This is a genomic window from Ramlibacter sp. P4_H7 (assembly GCF_056400765.1).
In genome coordinates, this window is the sequence record NZ_JBFUKP010000021.1 from 46,410 (window position 1) to 70,791 (window position 24,382).

Sequence of the window (24,382 nt, forward strand, 5' to 3'; positions counted from 1 at the left end):
CCCCTCATCAGGGACATTGCACCTCGGCCCCCACCCGCAGGGCGACGCCCTGCAGCACGGTCACCTTGGCTCCGCTGCGTCCATCATCGACGCTGGCGGACACGTCCCACTGCTGGTCCTTGCAGGCGGACGGCGTGGTGCTCAGCTTGCCGGATGCAAGCAGTTGCTTCTCCGTGTCGGTGCCCTCGAAGCAGGCCTGGTCTGCCGGCTTGCTTGGGTCGAGCGACGCGGTGTTGATGTTCTTGGTGAAGATGCAGAGCGGCTTCGTGACGTTGACCGTGTACGTCTGCCCACCGGTGGAAACGGAGGCAGCCGGTTGAGCAGCAATCGTGCTGATGTTGGAGGTGGACGCCATCGTGCGGACCGTGTTTTCCACCGCCACCTGTGCCGCTGCCGATGCCTCGGTTTCAGACTGGACGTTCCCCGAGATCTTCAGGTTGATGGTGCTGAACCGGAGCGCTGACGCCACCAGGAGGCTGACCACCACCAACATGACCAGCACGATGACCAACGTCATGCCGGACTGGCGTTGCGGCTTCACAGGGCCCTCCTCGCGCTCGGGTTCACAAGCCGCACCGACTGGACGAACACATGACGGCGGTAGTTGCGCTCCGCGCCGGCGGGCGTGACGGTGCCGGCAAGGCCGAGGGGATAGGTCTTGGCATCGTCGTAGCCGGGGGTCGTCTCCAGGCTGCGCGCGAGCAGGTAGATCTTGGCGGTCACCACCGCGGGCCAGTCGCCCGTGGCGACACTCGGCGCGGCCTTGTCAGATCCGTCCGGGGCACCGTCGACGGTGGCCGTGTCCAACCCGTACTCGAGCTGCAGGTTCTCGATGCCCTCGGCCACTGTCATCGCGTCGCTCCAGCCTGGCCCTTCCAACAGCTCTTTCATCTTCAGGCTAGGAATCGTGTCGGGGCTTCCTCCCGTGCAGATGCTGCACGTCGTGACGTAGTAAATGCGCACGATGATCTTGCGGACCGTCGCCAGGGAGGCTCCGTCCTTGCGCTTGAGGTCGAACGTCGCTCCGTTGCTGCCCAGGTCGATCTTGTAGGAAAAAAGGTTGGTGGCGGGATCCAGGCCGGTCTGCATGAATAGCCGCGTGTTGTTCACGGGGCTGGCGCTGCTGTTCAGCTTGCCGAGATCGACGGCCCCGGCGGTCTCGTACGGGGAAGAATCCGGCTCGGTCCGGCGGATCACCAGCACGTCCGTGCCGGCCTTGAGGTTGCTCAGACAACCCACCGTTGTCGGCATCGGCGCGGTGGAGTTGTAGCCAGGACGGGCCGTGCCGCTGGGCACCTCCAGGCCGCTCACATGCCAGCCCAGGGACGCCTCGATCTCAGTCTTTGTCGGCGCCGCCGGACTCCCGCCGCAGGGGTCCGTCCAGCCCGCCGGGGCGGTCAGGGGGGACGAAAGTTCGCCCCAGTAACCCGCCATCTGCAGGTCTTCGGCCAGCGCGCGAATGGCATAGCGCCCGTTCTCGATCAGGCGGCCGGAGCGGTCGATTTCGGCGCGGTTCACGCTCTGATCCGCGACGAGGGTCGCCAGCGCCGCGACGATGATCATCCCGAGGACGATCGACACCATGAACTCGATCAGGGTCAGACCGCGCTGGACGTAGCGGCCGCCGTGGCGGCTCCGGGTATGAGAATGCATGGCGATCATGGTCAGCTCGCGTTGGGGGGAATGACCGTAACGCTCACCGCACGGCGCAGTGCTTCATCGCCGTACTGGTTGGTGCCGCACGCGATGCCCGCCGGCGGCACACCGCCCGCCTGCATGCCCTGCCAGACCACCGACACCTGGAACACTCCGTCGATGTCCTTGGTCACGCAGCCTCGCGCGCCCAGGATGCCGCCGACCTTGTCACCGCCGGACACTTCCGCGCTACCAAGAAGCAGGTCCTTCCATTCGGCCAAGTCCTGGGAAGCGCGCGCACCTTGCGAGGTCGCCAAGCCGTAGGTGCAGGTGCCGAGGGCGGGCGTAGATGTGTTGCCCGTGCCGAGCGCGCTCGCCTGCACGTAGCAGTCGGCGGCCGCGCGGTTGCCATTGATGCGTGACGCCATGTCTTGCACCAGCAGGAGCGCTTGCATGCGCTGGTAGGACTCCTGCTGGGCCCGCTGGCTCTGGATCATGACGCCGATCAGACCCAGGAGGCCCAGCATCAGGATCACCAGCGACACCAGGATCTCGATCAAGGTGGCGCCTCGCTGCAGGCGGGGATGGAACTTTCGGGTCATGAGCAGCCCGTTGTCGTCGTGTTGGGGACGCCGCTCGCGCTGATCGTCACGCAGCGGATGGCGGTCGTGTTCGGCGCCGTGAACTCGAAGCGCATGGTGCCGGCCACTCGCCCGTTGCTTTGGTAGGCAATGCTGGTCGTCGTGTTCGGATTGGGCGTGATCGCCACGCTGTTCGTGGGCTGCTGGTTGCCCACGGTGTCCGCGCCGACTGTGATGGTCCACCCGTTCGCCCAGCCGCCGGTTGCCTCGGACAGTGTCACCGACGCATTGCGCTTCACCGCTTCGCTGCGTGCAAGCAGGAGCGCCGCGGCGAAATCGAACGCCGCAGCCTTGACGCGCTGCGTGGCCGTGAATTGGCGAAATGACGGGATTCCGATGCCGAGCATGATGGCGGCGATGGTAATCACCACCATCAGTTCGATGAGGTTGAAGCCGGATTGCCGCTTCATTTTCGAGCTCCTCACCAGCAGTCCGTGCCGCCGCCGCTCGCGGTCCTGGCGGCCGTGTTGGTCAGGCGCAGGGTGCCGCACTTGCTGTCATTGCTCGCCTGGCTCGCCTTGGGCACCGCTTCCACGTAGAAGTTGGGCGGCGTGGCGGCATTGTCGGAAACCACGGTCACGGTGTAGTTGGTAGAGACCTCGCTGGGAACCACGACGCCGATCGGGCTCAGGTCCGTTGCAGAACCGGAGACCGCCGGATAGTAGCTGCGGGCGTTGAGCATGTACTGCTCCTGCTTGCTCGCGACGTTCTGCATCAGGCCCTCCGCCGCAGCGCGCTTGGCGCGCGCCAGGTGACGCGTGTACGACGGATACGCGACGGATGCCAGGATGGCGACGATCGCCACCGTGATCATCAGCTCGATGAGCGTGAAGCCGCGTTGGTTGGATTTCAATGCACTCTCCTGGTCCTGCCATCCTCGTTGGAATCGAACCATATCCGACGCTCGCTGGGGCCTGAAGCTCCCCTCAGATGGCCGGTCACATCGAATGTGCAAAAGGTCCAGTGGCGATGCGATGCATGAGAATGGCGGATGAACGTGCATGGAACACGGGATGAACGTGCCTGAAGCCTACCTTCTCCAAGCCCTCGAACTCGCTCGCCGAAGCATCGGCAGAACCGAGCCCAACCCGCGTGTGGGGTGCGTACTCGTCTCAGCCGATGGCACTCGCGTGCTGGGATCGGGACACACGCAGCCCGCAGGCCAGGCCCATGCCGAAATCATGGCGCTACGCGATGCCGCTGCACGAGGCGAGGACGTGCACGGCGCCACCGCGTTCGTCACCCTGGAGCCCTGCGCCCATCACGGTCGCACCGGCCCCTGCTGCGATGCCCTCGTCGCGGCCGGCATCCATCGCGTTGTTGCTTCCATTGAGGATCCCAACCCGTTGGTGGCCGGGCAAGGCTTTGCCCGTCTCCGCGCCGCCGGCATCTCGGTGGACGTGGGTCTGGGCGCACGCGAGTCGCGCGAGCTGAACATCGGCTTTTTCAGCCGCATGCTGCGGGCGCGCCCGTGGGTACGGATGAAGATCGCCGCTTCTCTCGACGGGCAGACCGCGCTCGCCAACGGCCAGAGCCAGTGGATCACGGGTGAGCTGGCACGTGCGGACGGGCATGCCTGGCGGGGGCGGGCTGGCGCCCTCCTCACCGGCATCGGCACCGTGCTGGAAGACGACCCCCGGCTGGACGTCAGGCTCGCGACGGTAAAAAGGCAGCCGCCCCTGGTCGTGGTCGATAGCCGCCTGCAGACACCGCCGGATGCCGCCCTCTTCGGCGTCAAGGATCGCTCCGTGTGGGTCTACGCCGCGGAATCCCATCCCGATGCGCAGGCCGCCCTCGAAGCGCGGGGCGCCACCGTCACGCACCTGCCGGGCCCTGGGCAGAAGGTCGATCTCGCGGCCCTGCTGAAGGACCTTGCCGGCCGAGGCGTCAATGAACTCCACGTCGAGGCCGGCTTCAAGCTCAACGGATCCCTGCTGCGGGAGGGCCTGGTCGACGAATTCCTGGTGTATCTCGCCCCCAAGCTGCTCGGCGCCGGACAGGGCATGGTCAACGTCGGCCCCCTTGGCAGCCTGGGTGAGGCGACGCCCCTGGAATTCACCAGTGTCGAGCCGGTAGGAGCCGATCTGCGGATCCTGGCGCGCCCTCCCGGCCGGGCGGACTTCTAGGTTCATTGCGCCCGCGCAGGGAGCCGGATGGCGGAACCTGCGAAAATGGCCGAATGTTCACCGGCATCATCACCGGCGTCGGGCGTATCGCCGCCATCGACGACCTCGGATCTTCCCAGCAGCACGGCAAGCGGCTCACCATCACCGCCCCGTCCGGCTACCTGGACGATGTGGGGTTGGGAGACAGCATCGCGCTCAATGGCGCCTGCATGACGGTGACCTCGCTCGACGCGAACGCCGGGCACTTCAGCATCGACATCTCCGCCGAGTCCCTCGCGCGCACGGCGGGCCTCGCCGACCGTGGGCCGGTGAACCTCGAAAAGGCCTTGCGCGCCCACGACCGCCTCGGCGGGCACATCGTTTCCGGCCACGTCGACGGCGTTGGCCTCGTGCTGAAAATGGAGCCGGTCGGCGAAAGCTGGGACCTGCGCATCCTCGCACCCCAGGCGCTGGGCAAGTACCTGGCCTACAAGGGATCGATCACCGTCAACGGCGTGAGCCTCACCGTCAACAGCGTGGCGGACCGGGCCGAAGGCACCGAGCTGAGCATCAACCTCATCCCGCACACGGTGCAGAACACCGCCTTGCAAGCATTGAAGCCCGGCACCCGGGTCAACCTGGAGATCGACCTGATCGCCCGCTACGTCGAGCGCATGCTGAGCGCCGGAAAGGTCCCCGCATGAACGCGCGCACCCCACTCACCCCCGTGCCCGTCGCCCCGGTCGAAGAGATCGTCGCCGAGATCCAGGCTGGCCGCATGGTGATCCTGGTGGACGAGGAAGACCGCGAAAACGAGGGCGACCTGGTCCTCGCCGCCGACCATGTGACCCCGGAAGCCATCAACTTCATGGCACGGTTCGGACGCGGACTCGTGTGCCTGACGCTTACCCGCGAGCGCTGCGAGCGCCTGCAATTGCCCCCCATGGTGGCCCGCAATGGAACCAAGATGGGAACGGCCTTCACGGTCTCCATCGAGGCGGCCGAAGGCGTCACAACCGGCATTTCGGCCGCCGACCGGGCCCGTACCGTGCAGGCCGCCGTGGCGCGGTCCGCCAAGGCCGAGGACCTGGTGCAACCGGGTCACATTTTTCCCCTGCAGGCCGTGGACGGGGGCGTCCTGATGCGCGCCGGGCACACCGAGGCCGGCTGCGATCTCGCTGCGATGGCGGGACTCACCCCGGCGGCCGTCATCTGCGAGATCATGAAGGACGACGGCACCATGGCCCGCCTGCCGGACCTGCAGCTGTTCGCCGCCGAGCATCGCCTGAAGATCGGGACCATCGCGGACCTGATTGCCTGGCGCAGCCGTAACGAAAGCCTGGTGGAAAAGCTGGGCTCGCGTCCGCTGGCGACCGCCTACGGCGAATTCATGGCCCACGCCTGGCGCGACAAACCCAGCCAGGCCCTGCACCTCGCGCTCGTGAAGGGGGAGTGGCAGCCCAGCCAGGAAGTGCCGGTGCGCGTGCATGAACCGCTGTCGGTCCTCGACGCGCTCGAGGCCAACCGCTCGATGCACTCCTGGAGCCTGGACGCGAGCCTGCGCCACATCGCCGCCGTGGGGCACGGCGTGGCGGTGCTGCTCAATTGCGGTGAAAGCGCCGAGCAACTCCTGGCGCAATTCGAGGGCACGGCGCGGGCATCGCATGCCCCCGAACGCGGCCGCATGGACCTGCGCAGTTATGGCGTGGGCGCGCAGATCCTGCGCGAATGCGGCGTGCACCGCATGAATCTCATGGGCACGCCCCGGCGCATGCCCAGCATGGCCGGCTATGGACTGGAAGTGGTGGGCTACACCCCCCGTCCGAACGAATAACAAGGAATCCGAATGTTTGGTGCAGACAAGGGCACGGCCAGCCGGCTGGACGGGCGAAAGCTGGTCATCGGCATCGTGCAGGCCCGCTTCAACCAGGACGTCACCAACGCGCTCGCCAAGGCGTGCTGGGACGAGCTGCTGGCGCGTGGCGTCGAGGAAAAGAACATCGAGCACGTGCAGGTTCCGGGTGCGCTGGAAGTCCCGGTCGCGCTCCAGGCCATGGCGGAAAAAGGGGGCTACGACGCGCTGATCGCGCTGGGCTGCATCATCCGCGGCGAGACCTACCATTTCGAGCTCGTTTCCAACGAGTCGGCCGCCGGCGTCACGCGCGTCTCGCTGGACTACCAGCTGCCGATCGCCAACGCGATCCTCACCACCGAGGACATGGACCAGGCCCTCGCCCGCCAGGTCGAAAAGGGTCGCGACGCCGCCCTGGTGGCCATCGAGATGGCCAACCTCCTGGACGACATCGGATGACGACCACGCCCCCGCGCAAGACCTCGGCCAAGCCGCCGCGCAGCCGCGCCCGCGAGTTCGCGGTGCAGGCGCTGTACCAGCACCTCGTGGGCCGGCAGGACGCCGAGTCCATCGACCAGTTCACCCGTGGGCTGTCCGGCTTTCACAAGGCCGACTCGGTGCACTACGACGCCCTGCTGCACGGCTGCATCTGCGAAGCGGCGGAGCTCGACGCCCTCATCCTGCCGCTGCTCGATCGCAAGCTGGAGGAAATCTCCCCGATCGAGCATGCGGTGATGTGGATCGGCGCCTACGAGTTCAGGCACGCCCCGGACGTGCCCTGGCGCGTGGTGATCAACGAGTGCATCGAGCTGGCCAAGGAATTCGGCGGCACCGACGGCCACAAGTACGTCAATGGCGTCCTCAACGGACTGGCACCCCAGCTGCGCGCGCCCGAGGTGGAGGCGGACCGGGCCTCCGGGAAGGCGCGATGAAGATAGCCCGGCGCGCGGAGCGCATCGAGCCTTTCTACGTGATGGAGGTGGGCAAGGCAGCCGCCGAGATGGCGCGTGAATTCGCCGGATCGGCCAGCCCCATGATCTTCCTGAACATCGGCGAGCCGGACTTCACCGCACCGCCGCTGGTGCAGCAGGCCGCCGAGAAAGCAATCCGGGACGGCCGCACCCAGTACACGCATGCCCTGGGGCTCGGGCCGCTGCGCGAGCGCATCAGCGGCTGGTATGCCGAACGTTTCGGCGTGGACGTTCCGGCGCGGCGCATCGTGGTCACCGCCGGCGCCTCCGCCGCGCTGCAGCTGGCCTGCCTGGCGCTCATTGAGGCCGGGGACGAGATCCTGATGCCGGATCCCAGCTATCCGTGCAACCGCCACTTCGTGAGTGCCGCCGAAGGCAATGCTGTCCTGATCCCGACGACGCCCCAGGAGCGCTACCAGCTGAGCGCCGCCAAGGTCCAGGAGCACTGGGGCCCGCGCACCCGCGGCGTGCTGCTGGCTTCTCCGTCCAATCCGACCGGCACCTCGATCCACCCGGAAGAACTGCGCCGCATCCATTCCTTCGTGCAGGCCCGGGGCGGCATCACGCTGCTGGACGAGATCTACCTGGGCCTCTCCTACGAGGACACCTACGGCCACACGGCGTTGGCGATCGACGACCAGGTGGTCAGCATCAACAGCTTCTCCAAGTACTTCAACATGACCGGCTGGCGCCTGGGCTGGATGGTCGTGCCCGAGGTGCTGGTGCCGGCGATCGAGCGCCTCGCGCAAAACCTCTTCATCTGCCCCAGCACGGTGGCCCAATTCGCGGCCCTGGCCTGCTTCGAGCCCGAGAGCATCGCCGAGTACGAGCGCCGCCGTGCCGAATTCAAGGCGCGGCGCGACTGGTTCATCCCGCGGCTGCAGGCCCTGGGCCTCGCGGTGCCCGTGATGCCGGACGGCGCCTTCTATGCCTGGGCGGACTGCCGGGACGCCGCGCACCGGCTGGGTGTCGAGGGAAGCTGGGACTTTGCCTTCGAGGCGATGAAGCGTGCGCACGTTGCCGTCACGCCGGGCCGCGACTTCGGCCATGCCGAGACCGCCCACTTCGTTCGCTTCTCGACGGCCAATTCCATGGCGCAGCTGCAGGAGGCCGCGGCGCGACTCCAGGGCATCCTGGCGTGAGTCGGCACCCGGTCTTTACCTGGCCGATCCGCGTCTACTGGGAAGACACGGATGCGGGCGGCATCGTCTTCTATGCAAACTACCTGAAGTTCTTCGAGCGGGCACGTACCGAGTGGCTGCGCACGCTGGGCGTCGCGCAGAGCGGCTTGAAGAAAGACAGCGGCGGCATGTTCGTGGTGAGCGAGACCTCGCTGCGCTACCTGGCGCCGTCGCGCCTGGACGATGAACTTCTTGTTACGGCCCAGCTGGAAGCCGGCGGCCGGGCGTCTCTGATAATCGCCCAAAAGGCCTTCAGGGGTGACACGTTGCTGTGTGATGGGACGATCCGCATCGGGTGGGTCGACGCGGCGACGCTGCGGCCGGGACGCATCCCGTCCGCGATCCTGCAGGCTCTGGATACCAAGGCATGAACCAAGATCTTTCCATTCTCCAGCTCGTGCTGGGCGCCAGCCTCGTCGTGCAGCTGGTGATGCTGCTCCTGCTGGCGGTGTCGATCACCAGCTGGGCCGCCATCTTCCGCAAGCTGTTCGCCCTGCGCCGCGTCAAGTCGCTCAACGCCGATTTCGAGCGCGAGTTCTGGTCGGGCACCAGCCTCAACGACCTGTTCTCGTCGGCCGCGCAGAACGCGAAGCTCGCGGGGCCCATGGAACGCATCTTCGCCTCCGGCATGCGCGAATACCAGAAGCTGCGCGAGCGCCGCATCAGCGATGCGCCGACCCTCATGGACGGAGCGCGCCGCGCCATGCGTGCCAGCTTCCAGCGTGAACTCGACGTCGTGGAGACCAACCTCTCCTTCCTCGCTTCCGTTGCCTCGGTGTCGCCCTACGTGGGCCTGTTCGGCACGGTGTGGGGGATCATGCATGCCTTCACGGGCCTGGGCGCGCTGCAGCAGGTGACGCTGGCCACCGTGGCGCCGGGCATCGCCGAGGCGCTGGTCGCSACCGCKCTGGGCCTGTTCGCCGCCATCCCCGCGGTGGTGGCGTACAACCGCTTCGCGCGCGACATCGACCGCGTGGCGATCAACCTGGAGACCTTCATCGAGGAGTTCTCCAACATCCTGCAGCGCAACCTCGGCGGCCAGAGCGCCACCGCTTCGGGACATTGAGATGCCCCAGATGGCCCAGCGCGGGCAGCGCCGCAGGACGATGAACGAGATCAACATGGTCCCGTTCATCGACGTCATGCTGGTGCTGCTCATCATCTTCATGGTCACCGCGCCGCTGATCGCCCCCAGCCTGATCGACCTGCCCAGCGTCGGCAAGGCCGCCAAGCAGCCGGACCGCGTGGTGCAGGTGCTGGTGGCCAAGGACGAGCGCCTGGAAGTCAAGAACGGCGACAAGACCACTGCCATGAACCTGAAGGACATCGCGCCGGCGGTGCTGCAGGCGCAGTCCGGACAGCCGCCCGGCAGCACCGCCGTGGTGATCAGCGCCGACCGCAACGTGAAGTACGAGACCGTGGTGAAGGTGATGGACACGCTGCAGCGCGCCGGTGTGCAGCGCGTCGGCCTCTCGGTGCAGATCTCGCCCTAGTCCGATGACCGCCGCCACCGCTGCCGACGACCGCCTGGCGTTCGCGCCGCCGAAGCAGCCGGGGCTGCTGCGTGCGTTCGCCCTGGCGGTGCTGGCGCACCTGCTGCTGGTGCTTGCCTTGATGCAAGGCCTGCACTGGAAGCGGGACTCGCAGCTCGCAGTCGAAGCGGAACTCTGGTCCGCGCTGCCGCAGGAAGCCGCACCGCGTGCCGTTCCCGTGCCGGCTCCCGCGCCGCCGCCTCCACCGCCCCAGCCCGAGGCCAAGGCACCGGCCCCGCCCGAGCCGCCCGTCCAGCGCGACGCCGACATCGCCATGGAACGCGCCAAGCAAAAGCGCGAGCTCGAGAAACAGAAGCAGGCCGAACTGGAGCGCGAGCGCGAACAGCGCCGCAAGCAACTGGAAGCACAGAAAAAGCGGGAAGACGAAATCGCCCGCAAGAAGCTGGAGCAGCAGAAGCTTGCGGATGCCAAGCGCAAGGACGAGGAAAAACGCAAGGACGAAGAAAAGCGCAAGGACGACGACAAGAAGCGCAAGCAGCAGGAACAGGACACGCGCCTCGCCAAGCAGCGCGAGCAAATGCGCGACGAGAACGTGAAGCGCAGCCTCGCGATGGCAGGCACGGGCGCCCCAGGCTCCACCGGGACGGCGGCGCAGTCCTCGGGACCGAGCGCAAGCTGGGGTGCGAAGGTGCAGGCGCGCGTTCGCCCCAACATCGTGTTCAGCGACGACGTCGCCGGCAATCCCAAGGCCGAAGTCGAAGTGCGCTCCGCACCGGACGGCACCATCGTCGGCAAGAAGCTGGTGCGCTCCAGCGGCGTGAAGGCATGGGACGACGCCGTGCTGCGCGCCCTGGACAAGACCGAGGTCATGCCCCGCGACACGGACGGGCGCGTCCCGTCCCCGGTGGTGATCGAGTTCAAGCCCAAGGGCTGACCGCCAATCGCCGACATCCGGCGGCCCTTGTTGCACGTCCCGCTGGGCACCTCGCCAAACCCGAGGTACGCAGGGCCCTTACACCTCACTTGCCAAGCCGAGGACGCGTAGCGAGAGCGCTCCTGATTCCATAGCACGCTTTGCAACGACCGGTAAGTTGACTGCAGGCAAGCCGAATCCCTCTAGCCAGTTCCACGCAACGCTCCCGACACTCGCCAAGCGCGGCCTTCAGTGGCGCACCAGCGCCAGGCACGCGCGACCGGGGAGGAAGAACATGAAGCGTCGCACTTTTCTTGCGCAGGGAGCTGGCGTGGGCCTGGCTGCCGTGGTATCGCCCGCAGCGATCGGTGCGACCGCCGCTGCACCCCTCGTCGTCGGACAGTCCGCGGCCTTGACCGGGCCGCAAGCGGGCTTCGGCATGGCGATTCGCGACGGACTGGAGGCGGCGCTCGCCAGCATCAACCGGAACGGGGGCGTCTACGGCCGCCCGGTGCAGCTCGTCTCGCTGGATGACCAGGGCGACAAGGCGAAGACCGAAGCCAACGTCGCGCAGCTGGCTGCCAACCCCCGCGTGGTGGGCCTCACCGGATTCACGACCCGGCCCTGCGCCGAGGCGGGCGCCGTGCTGGCTGCCAAGGAAGGCATCGCGCTGGTCGGAGCCTTCTCCGGCACGCCGCTCCTGTACGGCGAAAAGGCGGCGACGACATTCACGACGCGGGCGAGCTATGAACGGGAGCTCGATGCGATCGTGCGGCACTACCGCTTCCTGGGCATGCAGCGCTTCGGCTTCGTGCACCTCGAGGACGCGCGCAGCACCAACGTTCCGCTGCTGGAGAAGATCCTCGCCGCGCATGGAGGCCAGCTCACCGTCACGGCCGGAGTGGATCGCAAGGGTCCGGCGCTGAACGCGGCCGCCCTCCGGACCCTCGAGGCCAGCAAGCCCGACATGCTGATCATCCTGGCCAACAACGCGCCGCTCACCAGCCTCCTGCGCGAATACGCACCGCGCACCATGGTCCTGCCCAAGATGGTGATCTCCTTCGTGGACCGCGAGAAACTGCTCGCCGACCTGGGCAAGGATGCGGCCGGCGTGGGGTTCAGCGTCGTCGTGCCCGAATACACCCGCGAGAAGTACTCGGTGGTCCGCGATTTCCTGGGCCAGGCGAAGGAGCAGAAGGTGCCGGTCACCCCGGTCTCGCTGGAAGGTTTCATCACCGGCCTCGCCCTGGTGGAAGGCCTCAAGCACGCCCGCAACGAGAGCCGTGCCGCCTTCATCGAAGGCATGTCGCGCGTCGGCAGCCTGGACCTGGGCTACACCAACCTGCGCTTCAGCAAGAGCGAGCGGTCCGGCTCGCGCTTCGTCGACCTGTCGCTGGCCTCGCGCAACGCGGGCCTGGTGTAAAGGAGGTCCCGTGATGGCGATCCGCTTCTCCCCGATCACGTCCGCGCTCGGCGCGCAGGTCGAAGGCGTCGACCTCGCCGCAATCAGCTCCGCGGAATTCCGGCAGCTCTACGACATCTGGAAGAAGCACCACGTCCTCGTGATCCGTGGCCAGCGGCTGACCGACGCGCAATTCGAGCGCTTTTCGGCGATGCTGGGCGAACTGGATCCGCCGCCCAACCAGGGTGCGGGCCGGAAGAGCGTGCCGGGCCACCCCAATCTCTACGTGGTGTCGAACCGCAAGGACGCCACGGGGGAGCCCCTTGGCGCCCTCGGCGACGGCGAAGCCGCGTGGCACACCGACATGTCGTACCTGGAACGTCCGCCCTTCGCTTCGATGCTCTATGCGGTGGAGCTGCCCAGTACGGGCGGCGACACCTGGTTCGCGGGCATGCCGGCCGCACTGCGCTCGATGCCGGTCGACCTGAGGCTGCGCGTCGGCCGCATGGCGATCAAGCACGACGGCACCTACGACAGCGGCGGCAACGTGCGCAAGGGCATGGTTCCCAACGACGACCCGATGCAATCGGCGGGGACGCTGCACCCCATCGTCATCGTGCAGCCCGAGAGCGGCGAGCAGACGCTGTACCTGGGCCGCCGCCGCAACGCATGGATCGCGGGGCTGCCGCTCGACGAGTCGGAGCGGCTCCTCAACATCATCTGGAGCTACGCCACGGCCGATGCCGTGACCCTGCGGCACCAGTGGCAGCTGGGGGACGTCGTGCTGTGGAACAACCTGACGACCATGCACCGGCGCGACAGCTTCCCCGCCGCCGAATTCCGCACGCTGCACCGCTCGCAGATCAAGGGCAAGTACACCCTGGCCTCCCCCATCCAGAAAGAGGCTGCATGATGAACCGTCGGCTTTTCACCCAGGGCCTGCTGGCCTCCTCCGTGCTCGGCGCTCCGGGCGTGCGCGCGCAGGACCCCTACCCGACCAAGCCCCTGCGACTCGTCGTGGGCCTGGCGCCCGGGGGCATTGCCGACCTCACGGCCCGCATCGTGGCACCGCGCCTGTCCGAGGTGCTGGGCCAGCCCGTCGTCGTGGAGAACCGGACGGGCGCCGGCGGTGCGATCGCCACGCGCCTCGTGGCGGCAAGTCCCGCGGACGGCTACACGCTGCTGGTGGCCTTCGACGGCACGCACGTGACCATCCCCGCTTCCAACTCCGCGGCCGGGTTCGATCCGGTCGGCGACTTCGCTCCCATCGGCAAGATCGTCGACGCGCCCGTGCTGATCACCGCGCACCCCAGCTTCCCGTCCAGCGATTTCGGCGAATTCATCCAGCTGTCCCGCAAGGCGATCGGCTCGGGCAGCGGCATGCGCGTGTTCGACTACGGCACGGCGGGCGTGGGCAGCACCGGCCACCTCACGATGGAGCTGCTGAAGCTGCGGCTCGGATTCTTCGCCGTGCACATTCCTTACCGCGGCGGCGGCGACGCCCGCGCGCAGGTGTTGGGCCGGCAGATTCCGCTGATGCTGGCCGCGGTTCCGACGACCTCGGGCGACATCCGCGCAGGCGTGCTCAAGGGCCTGGCCGTGACCAGCGCCAAGCGCGCGCCCGTGCTGCCCAACGTGCCGACCCTTTCGGAGCTCGCGTACCCCGAGTTGAAGAACCTCGACGTGAATTCCTGGGTAGGCCTCGTCGCACCGGCGAAGACGCCGTCCGGGATCGTCGCGCGCCTCGATGCGGCGCTCCAGCAGGTGCTCGCCTCCGAAGACATCCAGAACCGGCTGCTGGCCGCCGGTTCCACGCCGGTGAAGAGCTCGCCGGAGATCTTCGCCAGGCAGATCTCCGCCGACCTGACACAGTGGAAGAAGGTGATCCTGGAATCCCGGCTCCGCCTGGAGGCCTGAGGGCACCACCGCCGTTTCCGGCGTTCCTCAGCTCTCGTAGACGATCTGCGCCTGGCCCGCATGGGCCTGCGCCATCCAGCTGGCCAGGGCGGCGTCGGTGGGATAGAACCGCGCCTGCTCGCCGAGCTGCAATTCGGCGACCGCGCTGTCGCGCTGCACCAGCAGCCGGACGCCCAGTCCGCGCACCAGCTCCCCCTGCTCCGACATTTCCCGCTTGGGCGGGAACTCGCGCAGCAGCCGCTGGATGTCGGGCGCCGTCCCGTTCACCGCGACCTTCAGGTACTTGCCGAACCGGCAGCGCGCCGTCGCCAGGTCCCAGATCTGCTGCACGTTCAGGCGGAAGCCTCCCGAGAAGCGGTCGGGTTGCAGCTTCGCCATCACCACCACCAGTTCGTCGTCCTTGAACCAGCCGCGATGTGGATTGAACACGGCCTCGTCCGCGGCCGCGTCGATCACGTCGGTCTTGTCGTCCAGCTTGAACAGCGCCAGCCGGCCGCGCTGGCCGTTGATGATGCGCATGTCGGTGACGATGCCCGCCAGCAGCAGCGGCTCGCGTGTGTCGACCAGTTCCTCGATGCGACGCTTGCAGAAGCGCCGGACCTCCCGCTCCACCTCGTCGAACAGGTGGCCCGACAGGTAGAAGCCCAGCGCCGTCTTCTCGTGCGTCAGGCGCTCCTTCACGCCCCAGGGCAGGGCCTCCAGCAGTACCGGCTCCTTGTGGCTCGCCGCGTGGCTGTCGCCCATGTCGAACAGGCCGCCCTGGTTGGCGTTGGCCTCGGAGGTGGCGGCGAATTCGAAAGCGCGGTCGATCGAGGCGACCAGCGCGGCCCGGTTCATGTGCAGTGCGTCGAAGGCTCCCGCCTTGACCAGCGCTTCCACCGTGCGCTTGTTGATCCGGCCGCGGTCGACCCGGCAGCAGAAGTCGTACAGGCTCTGGAACGCGCCGCCCTCCTCCCGGGCGGCGACGATCGCCTCGATCGCCGACTGGCCCGTGCCCTTGATCGCACCCAGGCCGTAGCGCACGACCTTGTCGGAGATCGGCTCGAAACGCCAGGTGCCGCGGTTGACGTCCGGCGCCTCGAAGGTGATGCCGAAGTTCTTGGTCGCATCCTCGAACAACACCTTGAGCTTGTCGGTGTTGTCCATTTCGATGGTCATGTTGGCGCAGTAGAACTCCGCCGTGAAATGGACCTTGAGCCAGGCCGTGTGGTACGCCAGCAGCGAGTAGGCGGCCGCGTGCGACTTGTTGAAGCCGTAGCCCGCGAACTTCTCCATCAGGTCGAAGATCTCGTCGGCCTTGTCCGCGGTGATGTTGTTCTTCGCCGCGCCTTCCCGGAAGATCTCCCGGTGCTGGGCCATCTCCTCGGCCTTCTTCTTGCCCATGGCCCGGCGCAGCAGGTCGGCGCCGCCGAGCGAGTAGCCGCCCAGCACCTGCGCCGTCTGCATCACCTGCTCCTGGTAGACCATGATCCCGTAGGTCTCCGAGAGCACGGGCTCCACCAGCGGATGCGGGTACTCCACCACCTCGCGGCCGTGCTTGCGGGCCACGAAGCTGGGGATCAGGTCCATGGGGCCGGGCCGGTACAAGGCGTTCAGGGCGATCAGGTCTTCCAGCCGCGTCGGCCGGGCGTCGCGCAGCATGCCCTGCATGCCGCGGGATTCGAACTGGAACACCGCCTCGGTCTTGCCGTCGGAAAACAGCTTGTACGTGTGCGGATCGTCCAGCGCGATCGTGTCGAAGGAGAAGTCCTCCTGCCCGGGATGGCGCTGCACGATGAACTGGCGCGCGAGTTCAAGAATGGTCAGCGTGGCCAGGCCCAGGAAGTCGAACTTCACCAGGCCCGCGGCTTCCACGTCGTCCTTGTCGTACTGGCTGACCGCGGAATCGCTTCCCGGCTGCTGGTACAGCGGCGTGAAGTCGGTGAGCTTGCCCGGCGCGATCAGCACGCCGCCCGCGTGCATGCCCACGTTGCGCGCCATGCCTTCGAGCTTCTGCGCCAGGTCCAGCAGCGTCTTGACTTCGTCCTCGCGCTGGTAGCGCTCGGCCAGCATCGGCTCCTGCTTGAGCGCATCGGCGATGGTGATGTGCGTTCCGGGCTTGTTCGGGATCAGCTTGCTGATGCCGTCGCAGAAGGTGTAGCTCATGTCGAGCACGCGGCCCACGTCGCGCACCGCGGCGCGCGCGGCCATCGTGCCGAAGGTGGCGATCTGCGACACCGCGTCGCGCCCGTACTTCTCCTTGACGTACTCGATCACCCGGTCGCGGTTGCCCTGGCAGAAGTCGATGTCGAAATCGGGCATCGACACGCGCTCGGGATTCAGGAAGCGCTCGAACAGCAGGTTGTACTGCAGCGGGTCGAGGTCGGTGATCTTCAGCGCATAGGCCACCAGCGAGCCCGCGCCAGAGCCCCGGCCCGGTCCGACCGGGCAGCCGTTCTTCTTGGCCCAGTTGATGAAATCGCCCACGATCAGGAAGTAGCCGGGGAACCCCATCTTCAGGATGGTCCCCAGCTCGAACTCGAGGCGCTCTTCGTAGCGGGACCGCTGCTTCTCGCGCTCGGCCTCGTTCGGGTACAGGTGCGCCAGGCGCTCCGCCAAGCCCTCGTGCGACGCGTAGCGGAAGTACTCGTCGATCGGCATGCCGTTGGGCGTGGGGAAGTTCGGCAGCCGCGGCTTGCCCAGTTCCAGCACCAGGTTGCAGCGGCGCGCGATCTCCGCCGTGTTGGCGACGGCCGAGGGAATGTCTGCGAACAGCGCCTCCATCTGAGCCGCCGACTTGAAATACTGCTCGCGCGTGAAGCGGCGCACCCGTCGCGCATTGCCCAGGATCTCGCCTTCCGCGATGCAGACGCGCGCCTCGTGCGCCTCGTAATCGTCTGCCTTCGTGAACTGAACCGGGTGGGTCGCCACCACCGGCAGGTTCAGGCGTGCCGCCAGCTGCACGGCGGCGGCCACGTGGACCTCGTCGTCGTTGCGGCCGGCCCGCTGCAGTTCGATGTAGAAACGGTGCGGGAAGATGCCGGCCAGCTGCAGGGCCACTTCCGAGGCGCGGCTGTCGTCCGCCTGCAGCAGCGCCTGGCCCACCGGACCCGCCTGCGCGCCGGACAGCAGGATCAGGCCTTCGCCGAGCTCCTGCAGCCACTCCAGCCTGGCGACGGCCTGCGCGCGCACGACGTTGCGCGTCCACGCGCGGGCGAGGATCTCGCAGAGGTTCAGGTAGCCTCGGTGGTTCTGCACCAGCAGCACGATGCGGGACAGCAGGCCGGCGTCCGCGCCCAGCCCTTGCAGCATCAGCTCGCAGCCGATCACCGGCTTCAGGCCGGCGCCGCGCGCCTCCTTGTAGAACTTGATCGCCCCGAACAGGTTGTTGAGGTCCGAAATGCCCAGCGCCGGTTGCGCGTCGGCCGCGGCGGCCTTGACGATCTCCTCGATGCGGTTGGTGCCGTCGACGACGGAGAATTCGGTGTGGAGGCGCAGGTGCACGAACATGGTTCGATTGTAGAAAGCCCGCGCCCCTTGACATCCAGCAGGAAATCCGACCCGTGAACAATGTCCTCAACGTTTCCGCCTACAAGTTCGTGCCGCTGCCGGACGCCGCGGCCCTGCGCGAACCCTTGCTGGCGCGGGCCAGGTCACTGGAGCTCAAGGGCACGATCCTGCTGGCCGAGGAAGGCATCAACCTCTTTCTCGCCGGCACGGCGGAAGCCGTGCGCACGCTGCTGAACGAGTTACGCGCCGACCCGCGGCTGGCGGACCTGCACGCCAAGGAAAGCTGGTCGGCGCAGGCGCCCTTCGGCCGCATGCTGGTCAAGCACAAGCGCGAGATCATCCGCATGGACCATCCGGCGATCCAGCCCGCGCAAGGGCGCGCGCCGGCCCTGCCTGCGGCGACGCTGCAGCGCTGGCTGGCGCAGGGACATGACGACGCCGGCCGGCCGGTGGTCACGCTCGACACGCGCAATGCGGTCGAAGTCGACTACGGAACCTTCGAGGGCGCCATCGACTGGCGACTGGGCAGGTTCAGCGATTTCCCAGCGGCCTTGCGCGCCCACCTGGGCGAGCTGCAGGACAAGACGGTCGTGAGCTTCTGCACCGGCGGCATCCGCTGCGAGAAGGCCGCCTTGGTGATGCAGGAGGCCGGGCTCACCCATGTCTGGCAGCTGGAGGGCGGCATCCTGCGTTATTTCGAGGAGACCGGGGGCGCCCATTTCCGGGGCACCTGCTTCGTGTTCGACGAGCGCGAGGCGCTGGACCGCAAGCTCGTGCCCAAATCCTAGGACCGCGGCTCGGGCGGCGTGAACCGCGCCGGCGGCAAGGGGATGAACTCCGTTTCGCCGGGAACGGTGCCCATGCGCATCGCCTCCCAGTCGGCACTCGCCTGCAGGATGCGGTCCTTGCGGCTGGACACGAAGTTCCACCACATGTGGCGCGGCGCATCGAGGGGCGCGCCACCCACCAGCACGGCGCGCGCCCCGGTGGGTGCGAACAGTGCCGCGGCCAGCCCGGGAGCCAACACGCCCATCTGCCTCTCGGGCAAGGCTTTCCCGTCGATCTCGAGGCTGCCTTCCACGGCATAGAGCGCCATCTCCGCGGCCAACGGCGGCAGCTCCATGCGCCCGCCGGCGGGCAGCCACAGGTCCAGGTACAGCGTGGGTGTCAGCGCTCGGACGGGCGAACGCGCGCCGAAGGCCTCGCCCACCAGCACGCGCACGCGCCCCTCGCCCACGCTGCATTCCGGGATCGCTTCGGCCGGCGTGTGCGAGAAGGTGGGTTCGGTCTCCTCGTGTTCCAGCGGCAACGCGGTCCACAACTGCAGGCCGTGGTTGACGTGGCGCACATTGCGCAGGTGGTCCGGCCTTCGTTCGGAGTGCACGATGCCCCGCCCCGCCGTCATCCAGTTGATGGCGCCCGGTTCGATCAGCTGGGCGGTGCCCAGGCTGTCGCGGTGCATCATCGCGCCGTCGAACAGGTAGGTGACCGTGGCCAGGCCGATGTGGGGATGCGGCCGGACGTCGTGGTTGACGCCCGGCAGTTCCTCGGCTGGACCGAAGTGGTCGAAAAAGATGAACGGACCGACGCTGCGCCGGCGGGCGTCCGGCAGGAGCCTGCGAACGAGGAAACCGCCGCCGAGGTCCTTGCCTTGTCCGGTGAGTTGCTGCGCGAGTGGCATCCGGGAAGCTTAGCGCTTCCCGGCCCTCAGCGCTTCCAGCGGGTCGCGGCCTCGCCCACGCGCCGGCCGAACAGCCGGGCCGTTTCCAGGTCGCCCGCGGACATGGCATCGGCGCCCGCATCCGAAGGCGACTGCGCCATCGCGCCGCTGTACGACACGAGATAGTTCACGTCGTCGCGCCTGGCGCCGCGGGTGTTGCTGGGCATCAGGCCCTGGCTGACCCAGATCATGCCGTGCTGCATGGCCAGGGTGAACAGCGTGGTCAGCACGTTGAACTTGTCCCCGCTCATGCCGGAGCTGTTGGTGAAGCCGGCGGCGATCTTGTCCTTCCATTCCTCCGCGTACCAGGGCTTGGAAGACGCGTCGGCGAATTTCTTGAACTGCCAGCTGACGCTGCCCATGTAGGCGGGCGAACCGAAGATGATGGCGTCGGCTGCCTTCAGCAGGTCCCACCCCCCCTCGGGGAGGTTGCCCTCGGGGTCGATCGCGAGCAGTTGCGCCCCCGCGCCGTCGGCGACCGCCTGGGCCATGCGCTGGGTGTGGCCGTAGCCGGAGTGGTACACGACAACGACATGGGCCATTCTTCTTGTTCTCTGTGCGGGAGCGGAGGGCAGCGCGCGGTCGACGGCCGGATCAGCGTCGGCGTCCGTCCAGGCTGAAGGTGCCCGCTCCGAAGGCGGCGAACGCCAGCAGGCCGCCGGTGATTGCGTAGTTCTTGAAGAAATTCAGCTTCTGCGCGGCCATCTGGGCTTCCGGCACGGCCCAGTAGTTGTGGAAGATCAGCGTGATGACGGCCACGAAGATGGCCATGAGCAGCGCCACCCAGCGCGTCTGGAAGCCGACCAGCAACAGCAGGCCCAGGCCCAGTTCGGTGGCGATGGCAATGGCGGCGCACACCTCGGGCAGCGGCACGCCCTTGGACGCGATGTAGCCCACAAGGCCGGAGAAACCGGCGATCTTTCCCCATCCGGAGGGGATGAACAACATCGCGATCAGCACGCGGCCGATCAGCGCGAAGGCGTTCTGCGCCGGGGACAGCGAGAGCCCCCTCGCGTCGGCTGCATAGCCGGTGGCATTGGAAGTCAACGTGGCCATCGAAACTCCTTGGTGGTATGGCTTGAAATCAGTGTTCGCCCAACGCGAACACCAGAACCTCGGCGTCCTTGCCTTCGGAGAGGGCGAGTTGCGTCTCTTCCTGCAGCTTGGCGGCATCGCCAGCGGCGAGGCGGCTGCCGTTCACGGACAGTTCGCCCCGCACGAGGTGCACATAGACCAGGCGCCGCGGATCCAGCACCATTGTTGCCTGTTCCGCGCCGTCCAGCAGGCCGGCGTACAGCCGCGCATCCGCATGGATGCGAACGGACCCGTCGGCACCGTCCGGCGAGGCCACCAGGCGCAATTTGCCGCGCTTTTCCTCGTCGGCAAAGCGTTTCTGCTCGTAGCTGGGCTCGATGCCCGTTTCGTTGGGTTCGATCCAGATCTGCAGGAAATGCGTCGTGCGGTCCTTGGCGTGGTTGAACTCGCTGTGCATGACGCCTCGGCCCGCGCTCATCCGTTGCACTTCGCCCGGAGGGATTCCCTTGACGTTGCCGATGGTGTCGCGGTGGGCGAGTTCTCCGGAGAGCACATAGCTGATGATCTCCATGTCGCGGTGGCCGTGGTTGCCGAAACCGGTGCCGGGGGCGATGCGGTCCTCGTTGATCACCCGCAGGTTGCCGAAACCCATGTGCTCGGGGTCGTAGTAACCAGCGAAGGAGAAACTGTGGAAGGACTTGAGCCAACCATGGTCGGCATAGCCCCGTTCCTCGGACTTACGCAGCGTAAGCATGTGAATTCCTTTGAATGAGGCGGACTGTAGGGGGCACTGTCGTGCTGCCGTGACCGCCTTTTTGATGGCATCATTCAAATAATTCGAACGATGGAAGTGAAAACCGTCTCCGCCCGGGACGTCCTGACGCCCGACACGCTCGGCCTGGTTCAAGCCGTGGTCGAGCAGGGCAGCTTTGCCGCCGCCGCCCGGCAGCTCGGCCTGGTGCCCAGCGCGGTCACCTACCGGGTCCGGCAGCTGGAGGACGCGCTGGATGTCCTGCTGTTCGACCGGAGCTCCCGGCAGGCGCGCCTGACCGCCGCCGGCAGCGAGCTGCTGTCCGCGGCGCAGCAGCTGCTGCAGGACATCGACGCCATCGCCAACCGCGTCAAGCGGGTCGCCACCGGTTGGGAAGCGGAGTTCACGATCGCGGTCGACACGTCGCTGTCGGGCTCGACCGTGATGGAGCTGTCCGATGCCTTCTATGCGCTGCAGCCGACCACGCGCCTGCGCCTGCGCGAAGAAGCGCTGGCGGGCACCCTGGAGGCCGTGACGTCCGGCCGCGCCGACCTCGCGCTGGGCGTGGTGGTCGAGCCGGGGACCACGGCGGGCATCAACAGCCACGAACTCGGGGACCTGCTGTTCGTCTATGCGGTGTCGCCGAACCATCCCCTGGCCCAGGTCCCCGAGCCGATCGGCGATGACGTGCTGATCAAGCACCGCGTGGTCGCGGTCTCGGACTCGGCGCAGCAAAGAAGCATGGCGCTCACGCTGGGCCTGCTGACGGGCCAGGACGTGTTCACGGTCCCCACCATGCGGGCCAAGCTGGACGCGCAGCTGCGCGGGCTGGGGGGCGGCTTCCTGCCGGAGCCGCTGGCGCGCCCGTACATCGAGAGCGGACGCCTGGTCATGCGCGAGATCCAGCGTGCCCCGCGGCGCACGATCCGGCTGAGCTATGCCTGGCGCAACACGGGAACGGGGCCGGGCCGAGCGCTGCAATGGTGGCTGGCCCAACTGGAAAGTGCCACCACGCGGTCCGCGCTGCTCGAGCGCCATCGATCGGCATGAAGGCCTACCGCGGACGCTTCGCGCCCTCGCCCACCGGCCCGCTGCACGCGGGCTCGCTGGTGGCGGCACTCGCCAGCTGGCTTGACGCGCGCGCCCACGGCGGCGAATGGCTGGTGCGCATCGAGGACGTGGACCGCCCGCGCTGCGTGCCCGGCGCCGACTTGGAGATCCTGCGCCAGCTCGCAGCCTGCGGGCTGCTGCCCGACGGCCCCGCGCAGTGGCAGTCGCAGCGCGACCCGCTATACCAGGCAGCGCTGGACCGGCTGATGGTTCAACGGGTGGCCTATCCCTGCAGTTGCTCCCGCAAGGACATCGAGGTCGCGCTGCGTGCGCTGGGGCGCGAGCGGCCGCGCCATCGCGAGCTGGTGTACCCCGGCACCTGCCGCGAAGGCCTGCAGGGCAAGGAAGCCCGCGCCTGGCGCTTGCGCGTGCCCGAAGGCACCGTCGCATGGACCGACCGCCGCACCGGCGTGCACCTGCAGGACGTGGCCAGGGAGGTGGGCGACTTCGTGCTGAAGCGCGCCGACGGCCTGTTCGCCTACCAGCTCGCGGTGGTCGTGGACGATGCGGACCAGGGCATCACGCACGTGGTGCGTGGCGAGGACCTCGTGGACAACACGCCGCGCCAGCTGCTGTTGCAGCGGGCGCTGGGACATCCGCAGCCGTCCTACCTGCACACGCCGCTGGTGCTGGGCCCCAATGGCGAGAAGCTGTCCAAGCAGAACGGCGCGGCCGCGCTGGACCTCACGGACCCGCGCGCGACGCTCTCGGCCGCCGCGGCCGTGCTGGGCATCGCCCTGCCGCCGCAGCTTTCCCTGCCGGACCAGCTGGCGCAGGCGGTGCGCGCCTGGGGTGCCCGCTGGCCGTAGCGGACAATCGGGGCATGAGCGACGAACCGAACACGCCCGAGAGCGTGCCCCCTCCCCGCGGCATCCGCAGCTACGTGCGCCGCGCGGGCCGCACCACCGTCGGCCAGGCGAAGGCGCTGGAGACGCTGGGCCCCCGGTTCCTGCTGCCCTACCAGCCGCAGCCCGTGGACCTCGCACAGGTCTTCGGCCGCGATGCGCCCACCCTGCTGGAAATCGGCTTCGGCATGGGTGAGGCCACGGCGCACATCGCCGCGCTGATGCCGGAGAAGAACTTCCTGTGCTGCGAGGTGCATCCGCCCGGCGTGGGGGCACTGCTCAAGCGCATCGGCGAGCAGGGGCTGGGCAACATCCGCATCGTCGAACACGACGCGGTGGAGGTCCTGGACCACATGCTGCCGCCGGAATCCCTGGCCGGCGTGCACATCTTCTTTCCGGATCCCTGGCACAAGGCACGGCACAACAAGCGGCGGCTGGTGCAGCCGCACTTCGTGGCCAAGCTGCTGCCGCGGCTGCGCAGCGGCGGCACGATCCACTGCGCGACGGACTGGGAGCCGTATGCGCAGCAGATGCTGGAAGTGCTGGCCGCGGAAACCGCCCTGGAGAACACGGCGGCGGGCTTCGCGCCCCGGCCGGACTACCGGCCGCTCACGAAGTTCGAGAACCGCGGATTGCGGCTCGGCCACGGAGTCTGGGACGTGGTGTTCAGGAAGAAATGACCTGACTGCGGCCTGCGGCCTGCCGAAGAAGGCCGGGGTGAGGGCCCGCCACTGCCCAGCTGAAACTCCAACCGAGCTGACAGCCGTCCCTTGTCTCCCCACCCGGCAAGGCATCCAATGCGCGTGTCGCGGTCCCACGCGCGCCACAGGAGCCTTCCCATGAAGCCCCAGCCCTTCGTCGTCCAGCCTTCGGACTATCCGCGTTCGCTCAACGTCGTCGGCGAGCACATCACCGTGCTCGCATCGGGTGCCGCCACCGGTGGCTACGAAATCTTCCTGCAGGAAGGCGCGGAAGGCAGCGGGCCGCCGCCGCACCACCACCCCTGGGACGAGTCGTTCTACGTCACGCGCGGCGAGGTGCTGTTCGGCCTGGGCAGCGAGGAGCGGGTGGCGAAGGCCGGCACGCTGGTGCACCTGCCCGGTGGCACCGTGCACTGGTTCCGCTTCGGCAGGGAGGGCGGGCAGATGATTTCGATGACGAGCCGCGAGGCCGCTTCAGCCATGTTCGCCCACATGGACCGGGAGATCTCGCCGAGCGCGCCGGACCTGCCGCGCTTGATCGCGATCGCGGGCGAGCACGCGACGCAGGTGGCGATCTGAGGATCTTCTCCCCTCCCCTCCTCGGGGAAGGGGCAGCAGCCA

28 protein-coding genes are annotated in these 24,382 nt (G+C 67.8%); 18 read left to right on the forward strand and 10 right to left on the reverse strand.

Translation table 11 applies throughout. The features are described 5' to 3' along the window. Positions 1-7: 7 nt before the first annotated feature. From AC1DSA_RS22000 to AC1DSA_RS22020, 5 genes are read right to left on the reverse strand one after another with little or no spacing between them, the layout of a single operon-like run. Positions 8-541, reverse strand: coding sequence for a PilX N-terminal domain-containing pilus assembly protein (locus AC1DSA_RS22000; protein WP_477893028.1), 534 nt, complete (start codon positions 539-541; stop codon positions 8-10). After that, the gene (locus AC1DSA_RS22005; RefSeq protein WP_477893029.1) at positions 538-1,662 is read right to left on the reverse strand and encodes a PilW family protein; all 1,125 of its coding nucleotides are present in this window, start codon (positions 1,660-1,662) and stop codon (positions 538-540) included. The genes AC1DSA_RS22000 and AC1DSA_RS22005 overlap by 4 nt, the downstream gene beginning before the upstream one ends. A gap of 2 nt (positions 1,663-1,664) precedes the next feature. Further along, a complete protein-coding gene (gene pilV / locus AC1DSA_RS22010) occupies positions 1,665-2,237 on the reverse strand; it encodes a type IV pilus modification protein PilV (RefSeq protein WP_477893030.1) in 573 nt (190 codons plus the stop codon). Beyond that, entirely contained in the window at positions 2,234-2,686 is a 453-nt protein-coding gene (locus tag AC1DSA_RS22015) for a GspH/FimT family pseudopilin (protein WP_477893031.1), read from the reverse strand. Before AC1DSA_RS22015 ends, pilV begins: the two co-directional genes overlap by 4 nt. Positions 2,687-2,697: 11 nt before the next feature. Continuing rightward, entirely contained in the window at positions 2,698-3,129 is a 432-nt protein-coding gene (locus tag AC1DSA_RS22020; protein ID WP_477893032.1) for a type IV pilin protein, read from the reverse strand. 160 nt (positions 3,130-3,289) lie between these two features. On the opposite strand from AC1DSA_RS22020, the gene ribD reads away from it, so the two are divergent. From ribD to AC1DSA_RS22085, 13 genes are all read left to right on the forward strand, one after another. Further along, complete coding sequence (gene ribD, locus AC1DSA_RS22025; protein WP_477893033.1) at positions 3,290-4,402, forward strand: bifunctional diaminohydroxyphosphoribosylaminopyrimidine deaminase/5-amino-6-(5-phosphoribosylamino)uracil reductase RibD; 1,113 nt, start codon at positions 3,290-3,292, stop codon at positions 4,400-4,402. A 53-nt stretch (positions 4,403-4,455) separates the two neighbouring features. Then, positions 4,456-5,085: a riboflavin synthase gene (locus AC1DSA_RS22030; RefSeq protein ID WP_477893034.1), complete on the forward strand. Its 630-nt coding sequence runs from the start codon at positions 4,456-4,458 to the stop codon at positions 5,083-5,085. Continuing rightward, a complete protein-coding gene (ribBA, locus tag AC1DSA_RS22035; RefSeq protein ID WP_477893035.1) occupies positions 5,082-6,215 on the forward strand; it encodes a bifunctional 3,4-dihydroxy-2-butanone-4-phosphate synthase/GTP cyclohydrolase II in 1,134 nt (377 codons plus the stop codon). The genes AC1DSA_RS22030 and ribBA overlap by 4 nt, the downstream gene beginning before the upstream one ends. A gap of 12 nt (positions 6,216-6,227) precedes the next feature. After that, positions 6,228-6,692 (forward strand): 6,7-dimethyl-8-ribityllumazine synthase, encoded by a 465-nt coding sequence (gene ribH, locus AC1DSA_RS22040; protein WP_477893036.1) that lies wholly within the window; start codon positions 6,228-6,230, stop codon positions 6,690-6,692. After that, a complete protein-coding gene (nusB, locus tag AC1DSA_RS22045; RefSeq protein WP_477893037.1) occupies positions 6,689-7,165 on the forward strand; it encodes a transcription antitermination factor NusB in 477 nt (158 codons plus the stop codon). Before ribH ends, nusB begins: the two co-directional genes overlap by 4 nt. After that, complete coding sequence (locus AC1DSA_RS22050) at positions 7,162-8,346, forward strand: pyridoxal phosphate-dependent aminotransferase (protein WP_477893038.1); 1,185 nt, start codon at positions 7,162-7,164, stop codon at positions 8,344-8,346. Before nusB ends, AC1DSA_RS22050 begins: the two co-directional genes overlap by 4 nt. Further along, positions 8,343-8,756, forward strand: a complete 414-nt coding sequence (gene ybgC / locus AC1DSA_RS22055) for a tol-pal system-associated acyl-CoA thioesterase (protein WP_477893039.1) — start codon at positions 8,343-8,345, stop codon at positions 8,754-8,756. Before AC1DSA_RS22050 ends, ybgC begins: the two co-directional genes overlap by 4 nt. After that, a complete protein-coding gene (gene tolQ, locus AC1DSA_RS22060; protein WP_477893040.1) occupies positions 8,753-9,451 on the forward strand; it encodes a protein TolQ in 699 nt (232 codons plus the stop codon). The genes ybgC and tolQ overlap by 4 nt, the downstream gene beginning before the upstream one ends. 1 nt (position 9,452) lies before the next feature. Then, the gene (locus AC1DSA_RS22065) at positions 9,453-9,878 is read left to right on the forward strand and encodes a biopolymer transporter ExbD (RefSeq protein WP_477893041.1); all 426 of its coding nucleotides are present in this window, start codon (positions 9,453-9,455) and stop codon (positions 9,876-9,878) included. A gap of 4 nt (positions 9,879-9,882) precedes the next feature. Continuing rightward, complete coding sequence (locus tag AC1DSA_RS22070) at positions 9,883-10,812, forward strand: energy transducer TonB (protein ID WP_477893042.1); 930 nt, start codon at positions 9,883-9,885, stop codon at positions 10,810-10,812. A 274-nt stretch (positions 10,813-11,086) separates the two neighbouring features. After that, positions 11,087-12,214 (forward strand): ABC transporter substrate-binding protein, encoded by a 1,128-nt coding sequence (locus AC1DSA_RS22075; RefSeq protein WP_477893043.1) that lies wholly within the window; start codon positions 11,087-11,089, stop codon positions 12,212-12,214. Between the two features lie 13 nt (positions 12,215-12,227). Then, positions 12,228-13,106, forward strand: coding sequence for a TauD/TfdA dioxygenase family protein (locus AC1DSA_RS22080; protein WP_477893044.1), 879 nt, complete (start codon positions 12,228-12,230; stop codon positions 13,104-13,106). Next, the gene (locus AC1DSA_RS22085; protein WP_477893045.1) at positions 13,106-14,110 is read left to right on the forward strand and encodes a Bug family tripartite tricarboxylate transporter substrate binding protein; all 1,005 of its coding nucleotides are present in this window, start codon (positions 13,106-13,108) and stop codon (positions 14,108-14,110) included. The genes AC1DSA_RS22080 and AC1DSA_RS22085 overlap by 1 nt, the downstream gene beginning before the upstream one ends. Before the next feature lie 27 nt (positions 14,111-14,137). On the opposite strand, the gene dnaE is transcribed toward AC1DSA_RS22085, so the two are convergent. Next, positions 14,138-17,599, reverse strand: a complete 3,462-nt coding sequence (gene dnaE, locus AC1DSA_RS22090; protein WP_477893046.1) for a DNA polymerase III subunit alpha — start codon at positions 17,597-17,599, stop codon at positions 14,138-14,140. Between the two features lie 53 nt (positions 17,600-17,652). On the opposite strand from dnaE, the gene AC1DSA_RS22095 reads away from it, so the two are divergent. Next, positions 17,653-18,387: a sulfurtransferase gene (locus AC1DSA_RS22095; RefSeq protein ID WP_477893047.1), complete on the forward strand. Its 735-nt coding sequence runs from the start codon at positions 17,653-17,655 to the stop codon at positions 18,385-18,387. Here AC1DSA_RS22095 and AC1DSA_RS22100 read toward each other — a convergent pair. Genes AC1DSA_RS22100 through AC1DSA_RS22115 form a run of 4 tightly spaced genes read right to left on the reverse strand, consistent with a single transcriptional unit; the run spans position 18,384 to position 21,108 of the window. Continuing rightward, complete coding sequence (locus tag AC1DSA_RS22100) at positions 18,384-19,280, reverse strand: pirin family protein (protein ID WP_477893048.1); 897 nt, start codon at positions 19,278-19,280, stop codon at positions 18,384-18,386. The genes AC1DSA_RS22095 and AC1DSA_RS22100 overlap by 4 nt on opposite strands. Before the next feature lie 26 nt (positions 19,281-19,306). After that, complete coding sequence (locus AC1DSA_RS22105; RefSeq protein ID WP_477893049.1) at positions 19,307-19,861, reverse strand: flavodoxin family protein; 555 nt, start codon at positions 19,859-19,861, stop codon at positions 19,307-19,309. 52 nt (positions 19,862-19,913) lie between these two features. Next, positions 19,914-20,375, reverse strand: a complete 462-nt coding sequence (locus tag AC1DSA_RS22110) for a DoxX family protein (protein ID WP_477893050.1) — start codon at positions 20,373-20,375, stop codon at positions 19,914-19,916. Positions 20,376-20,403: 28 nt separating this feature from the next. Further along, positions 20,404-21,108 (reverse strand): pirin family protein, encoded by a 705-nt coding sequence (locus AC1DSA_RS22115; RefSeq protein ID WP_477893051.1) that lies wholly within the window; start codon positions 21,106-21,108, stop codon positions 20,404-20,406. A 90-nt stretch (positions 21,109-21,198) separates the two neighbouring features. Here AC1DSA_RS22115 and AC1DSA_RS22120 point away from each other — a divergent pair, with 90 nt between their 5' ends. The 4 genes from AC1DSA_RS22120 to AC1DSA_RS22135 all read left to right on the forward strand — a co-directional run bounded on the left by AC1DSA_RS22120 (position 21,199) and on the right by AC1DSA_RS22135 (position 24,340). Then, complete coding sequence (locus AC1DSA_RS22120) at positions 21,199-22,155, forward strand: LysR family transcriptional regulator (RefSeq protein ID WP_477893052.1); 957 nt, start codon at positions 21,199-21,201, stop codon at positions 22,153-22,155. Further along, on the forward strand, positions 22,152-23,024 hold the full coding sequence (gene gluQRS, locus AC1DSA_RS22125; RefSeq protein ID WP_477893053.1) for a tRNA glutamyl-Q(34) synthetase GluQRS: 873 nt from the start codon (positions 22,152-22,154) through the stop codon (positions 23,022-23,024). Before AC1DSA_RS22120 ends, gluQRS begins: the two co-directional genes overlap by 4 nt. Before the next feature lie 14 nt (positions 23,025-23,038). After that, on the forward strand, positions 23,039-23,740 hold the full coding sequence (trmB, locus tag AC1DSA_RS22130) for a tRNA (guanosine(46)-N7)-methyltransferase TrmB (protein ID WP_477893054.1): 702 nt from the start codon (positions 23,039-23,041) through the stop codon (positions 23,738-23,740). Between the two features lie 159 nt (positions 23,741-23,899). Further along, positions 23,900-24,340: a cupin domain-containing protein gene (locus tag AC1DSA_RS22135; RefSeq protein WP_477893055.1), complete on the forward strand. Its 441-nt coding sequence runs from the start codon at positions 23,900-23,902 to the stop codon at positions 24,338-24,340. Positions 24,341-24,382 lie beyond the last annotated feature (42 nt).

Bases quoted from the DNA above. Each gene is read 5' to 3' on its own strand.
- AC1DSA_RS22085 (WP_477893045.1), top strand. From the start codon at position 13,106: ATGAACCGTCGGCTTTTCACCCAGGGCCTGCTGGCCTCCTCCGTGCTC.
- AC1DSA_RS22110 (WP_477893050.1), bottom strand. From the start codon at position 20,375: ATGGCCACGTTGACTTCCAATGCCACCGGCTATGCAGCCGACGCGAGG.
- AC1DSA_RS22050 (WP_477893038.1), top strand. From the start codon at position 7,162: ATGAAGATAGCCCGGCGCGCGGAGCGCATCGAGCCTTTCTACGTGATG.
- nusB (WP_477893037.1), top strand. From the start codon at position 6,689: ATGACGACCACGCCCCCGCGCAAGACCTCGGCCAAGCCGCCGCGCAGC.
- AC1DSA_RS22100 (WP_477893048.1), bottom strand. From the start codon at position 19,280: ATGCCACTCGCGCAGCAACTCACCGGACAAGGCAAGGACCTCGGCGGC.
- AC1DSA_RS22080 (WP_477893044.1), top strand. From the start codon at position 12,228: ATGGCGATCCGCTTCTCCCCGATCACGTCCGCGCTCGGCGCGCAGGTC.
- AC1DSA_RS22005 (WP_477893029.1), bottom strand. From the start codon at position 1,662: ATGATCGCCATGCATTCTCATACCCGGAGCCGCCACGGCGGCCGCTAC.
- ribD (WP_477893033.1), top strand. From the start codon at position 3,290: ATGAACGTGCCTGAAGCCTACCTTCTCCAAGCCCTCGAACTCGCTCGC.
- AC1DSA_RS22070 (WP_477893042.1), top strand. From the start codon at position 9,883: ATGACCGCCGCCACCGCTGCCGACGACCGCCTGGCGTTCGCGCCGCCG.
- ribBA (WP_477893035.1), top strand. From the start codon at position 5,082: ATGAACGCGCGCACCCCACTCACCCCCGTGCCCGTCGCCCCGGTCGAA.
- AC1DSA_RS22030 (WP_477893034.1), top strand. From the start codon at position 4,456: ATGTTCACCGGCATCATCACCGGCGTCGGGCGTATCGCCGCCATCGAC.
- AC1DSA_RS22015 (WP_477893031.1), bottom strand. From the start codon at position 2,686: ATGAAGCGGCAATCCGGCTTCAACCTCATCGAACTGATGGTGGTGATT.
- ribH (WP_477893036.1), top strand. From the start codon at position 6,228: ATGTTTGGTGCAGACAAGGGCACGGCCAGCCGGCTGGACGGGCGAAAG.
- AC1DSA_RS22065 (WP_477893041.1), top strand. From the start codon at position 9,453: ATGCCCCAGATGGCCCAGCGCGGGCAGCGCCGCAGGACGATGAACGAG.
- dnaE (WP_477893046.1), bottom strand. From the start codon at position 17,599: ATGTTCGTGCACCTGCGCCTCCACACCGAATTCTCCGTCGTCGACGGC.
- pilV (WP_477893030.1), bottom strand. From the start codon at position 2,237: ATGACCCGAAAGTTCCATCCCCGCCTGCAGCGAGGCGCCACCTTGATC.
- AC1DSA_RS22105 (WP_477893049.1), bottom strand. From the start codon at position 19,861: ATGGCCCATGTCGTTGTCGTGTACCACTCCGGCTACGGCCACACCCAG.
- AC1DSA_RS22075 (WP_477893043.1), top strand. From the start codon at position 11,087: ATGAAGCGTCGCACTTTTCTTGCGCAGGGAGCTGGCGTGGGCCTGGCT.
- AC1DSA_RS22115 (WP_477893051.1), bottom strand. From the start codon at position 21,108: ATGCTTACGCTGCGTAAGTCCGAGGAACGGGGCTATGCCGACCATGGT.
- gluQRS (WP_477893053.1), top strand. From the start codon at position 22,152: ATGAAGGCCTACCGCGGACGCTTCGCGCCCTCGCCCACCGGCCCGCTG.
- AC1DSA_RS22135 (WP_477893055.1), top strand. From the start codon at position 23,900: ATGAAGCCCCAGCCCTTCGTCGTCCAGCCTTCGGACTATCCGCGTTCG.
- AC1DSA_RS22120 (WP_477893052.1), top strand. From the start codon at position 21,199: ATGGAAGTGAAAACCGTCTCCGCCCGGGACGTCCTGACGCCCGACACG.
- trmB (WP_477893054.1), top strand. From the start codon at position 23,039: ATGAGCGACGAACCGAACACGCCCGAGAGCGTGCCCCCTCCCCGCGGC.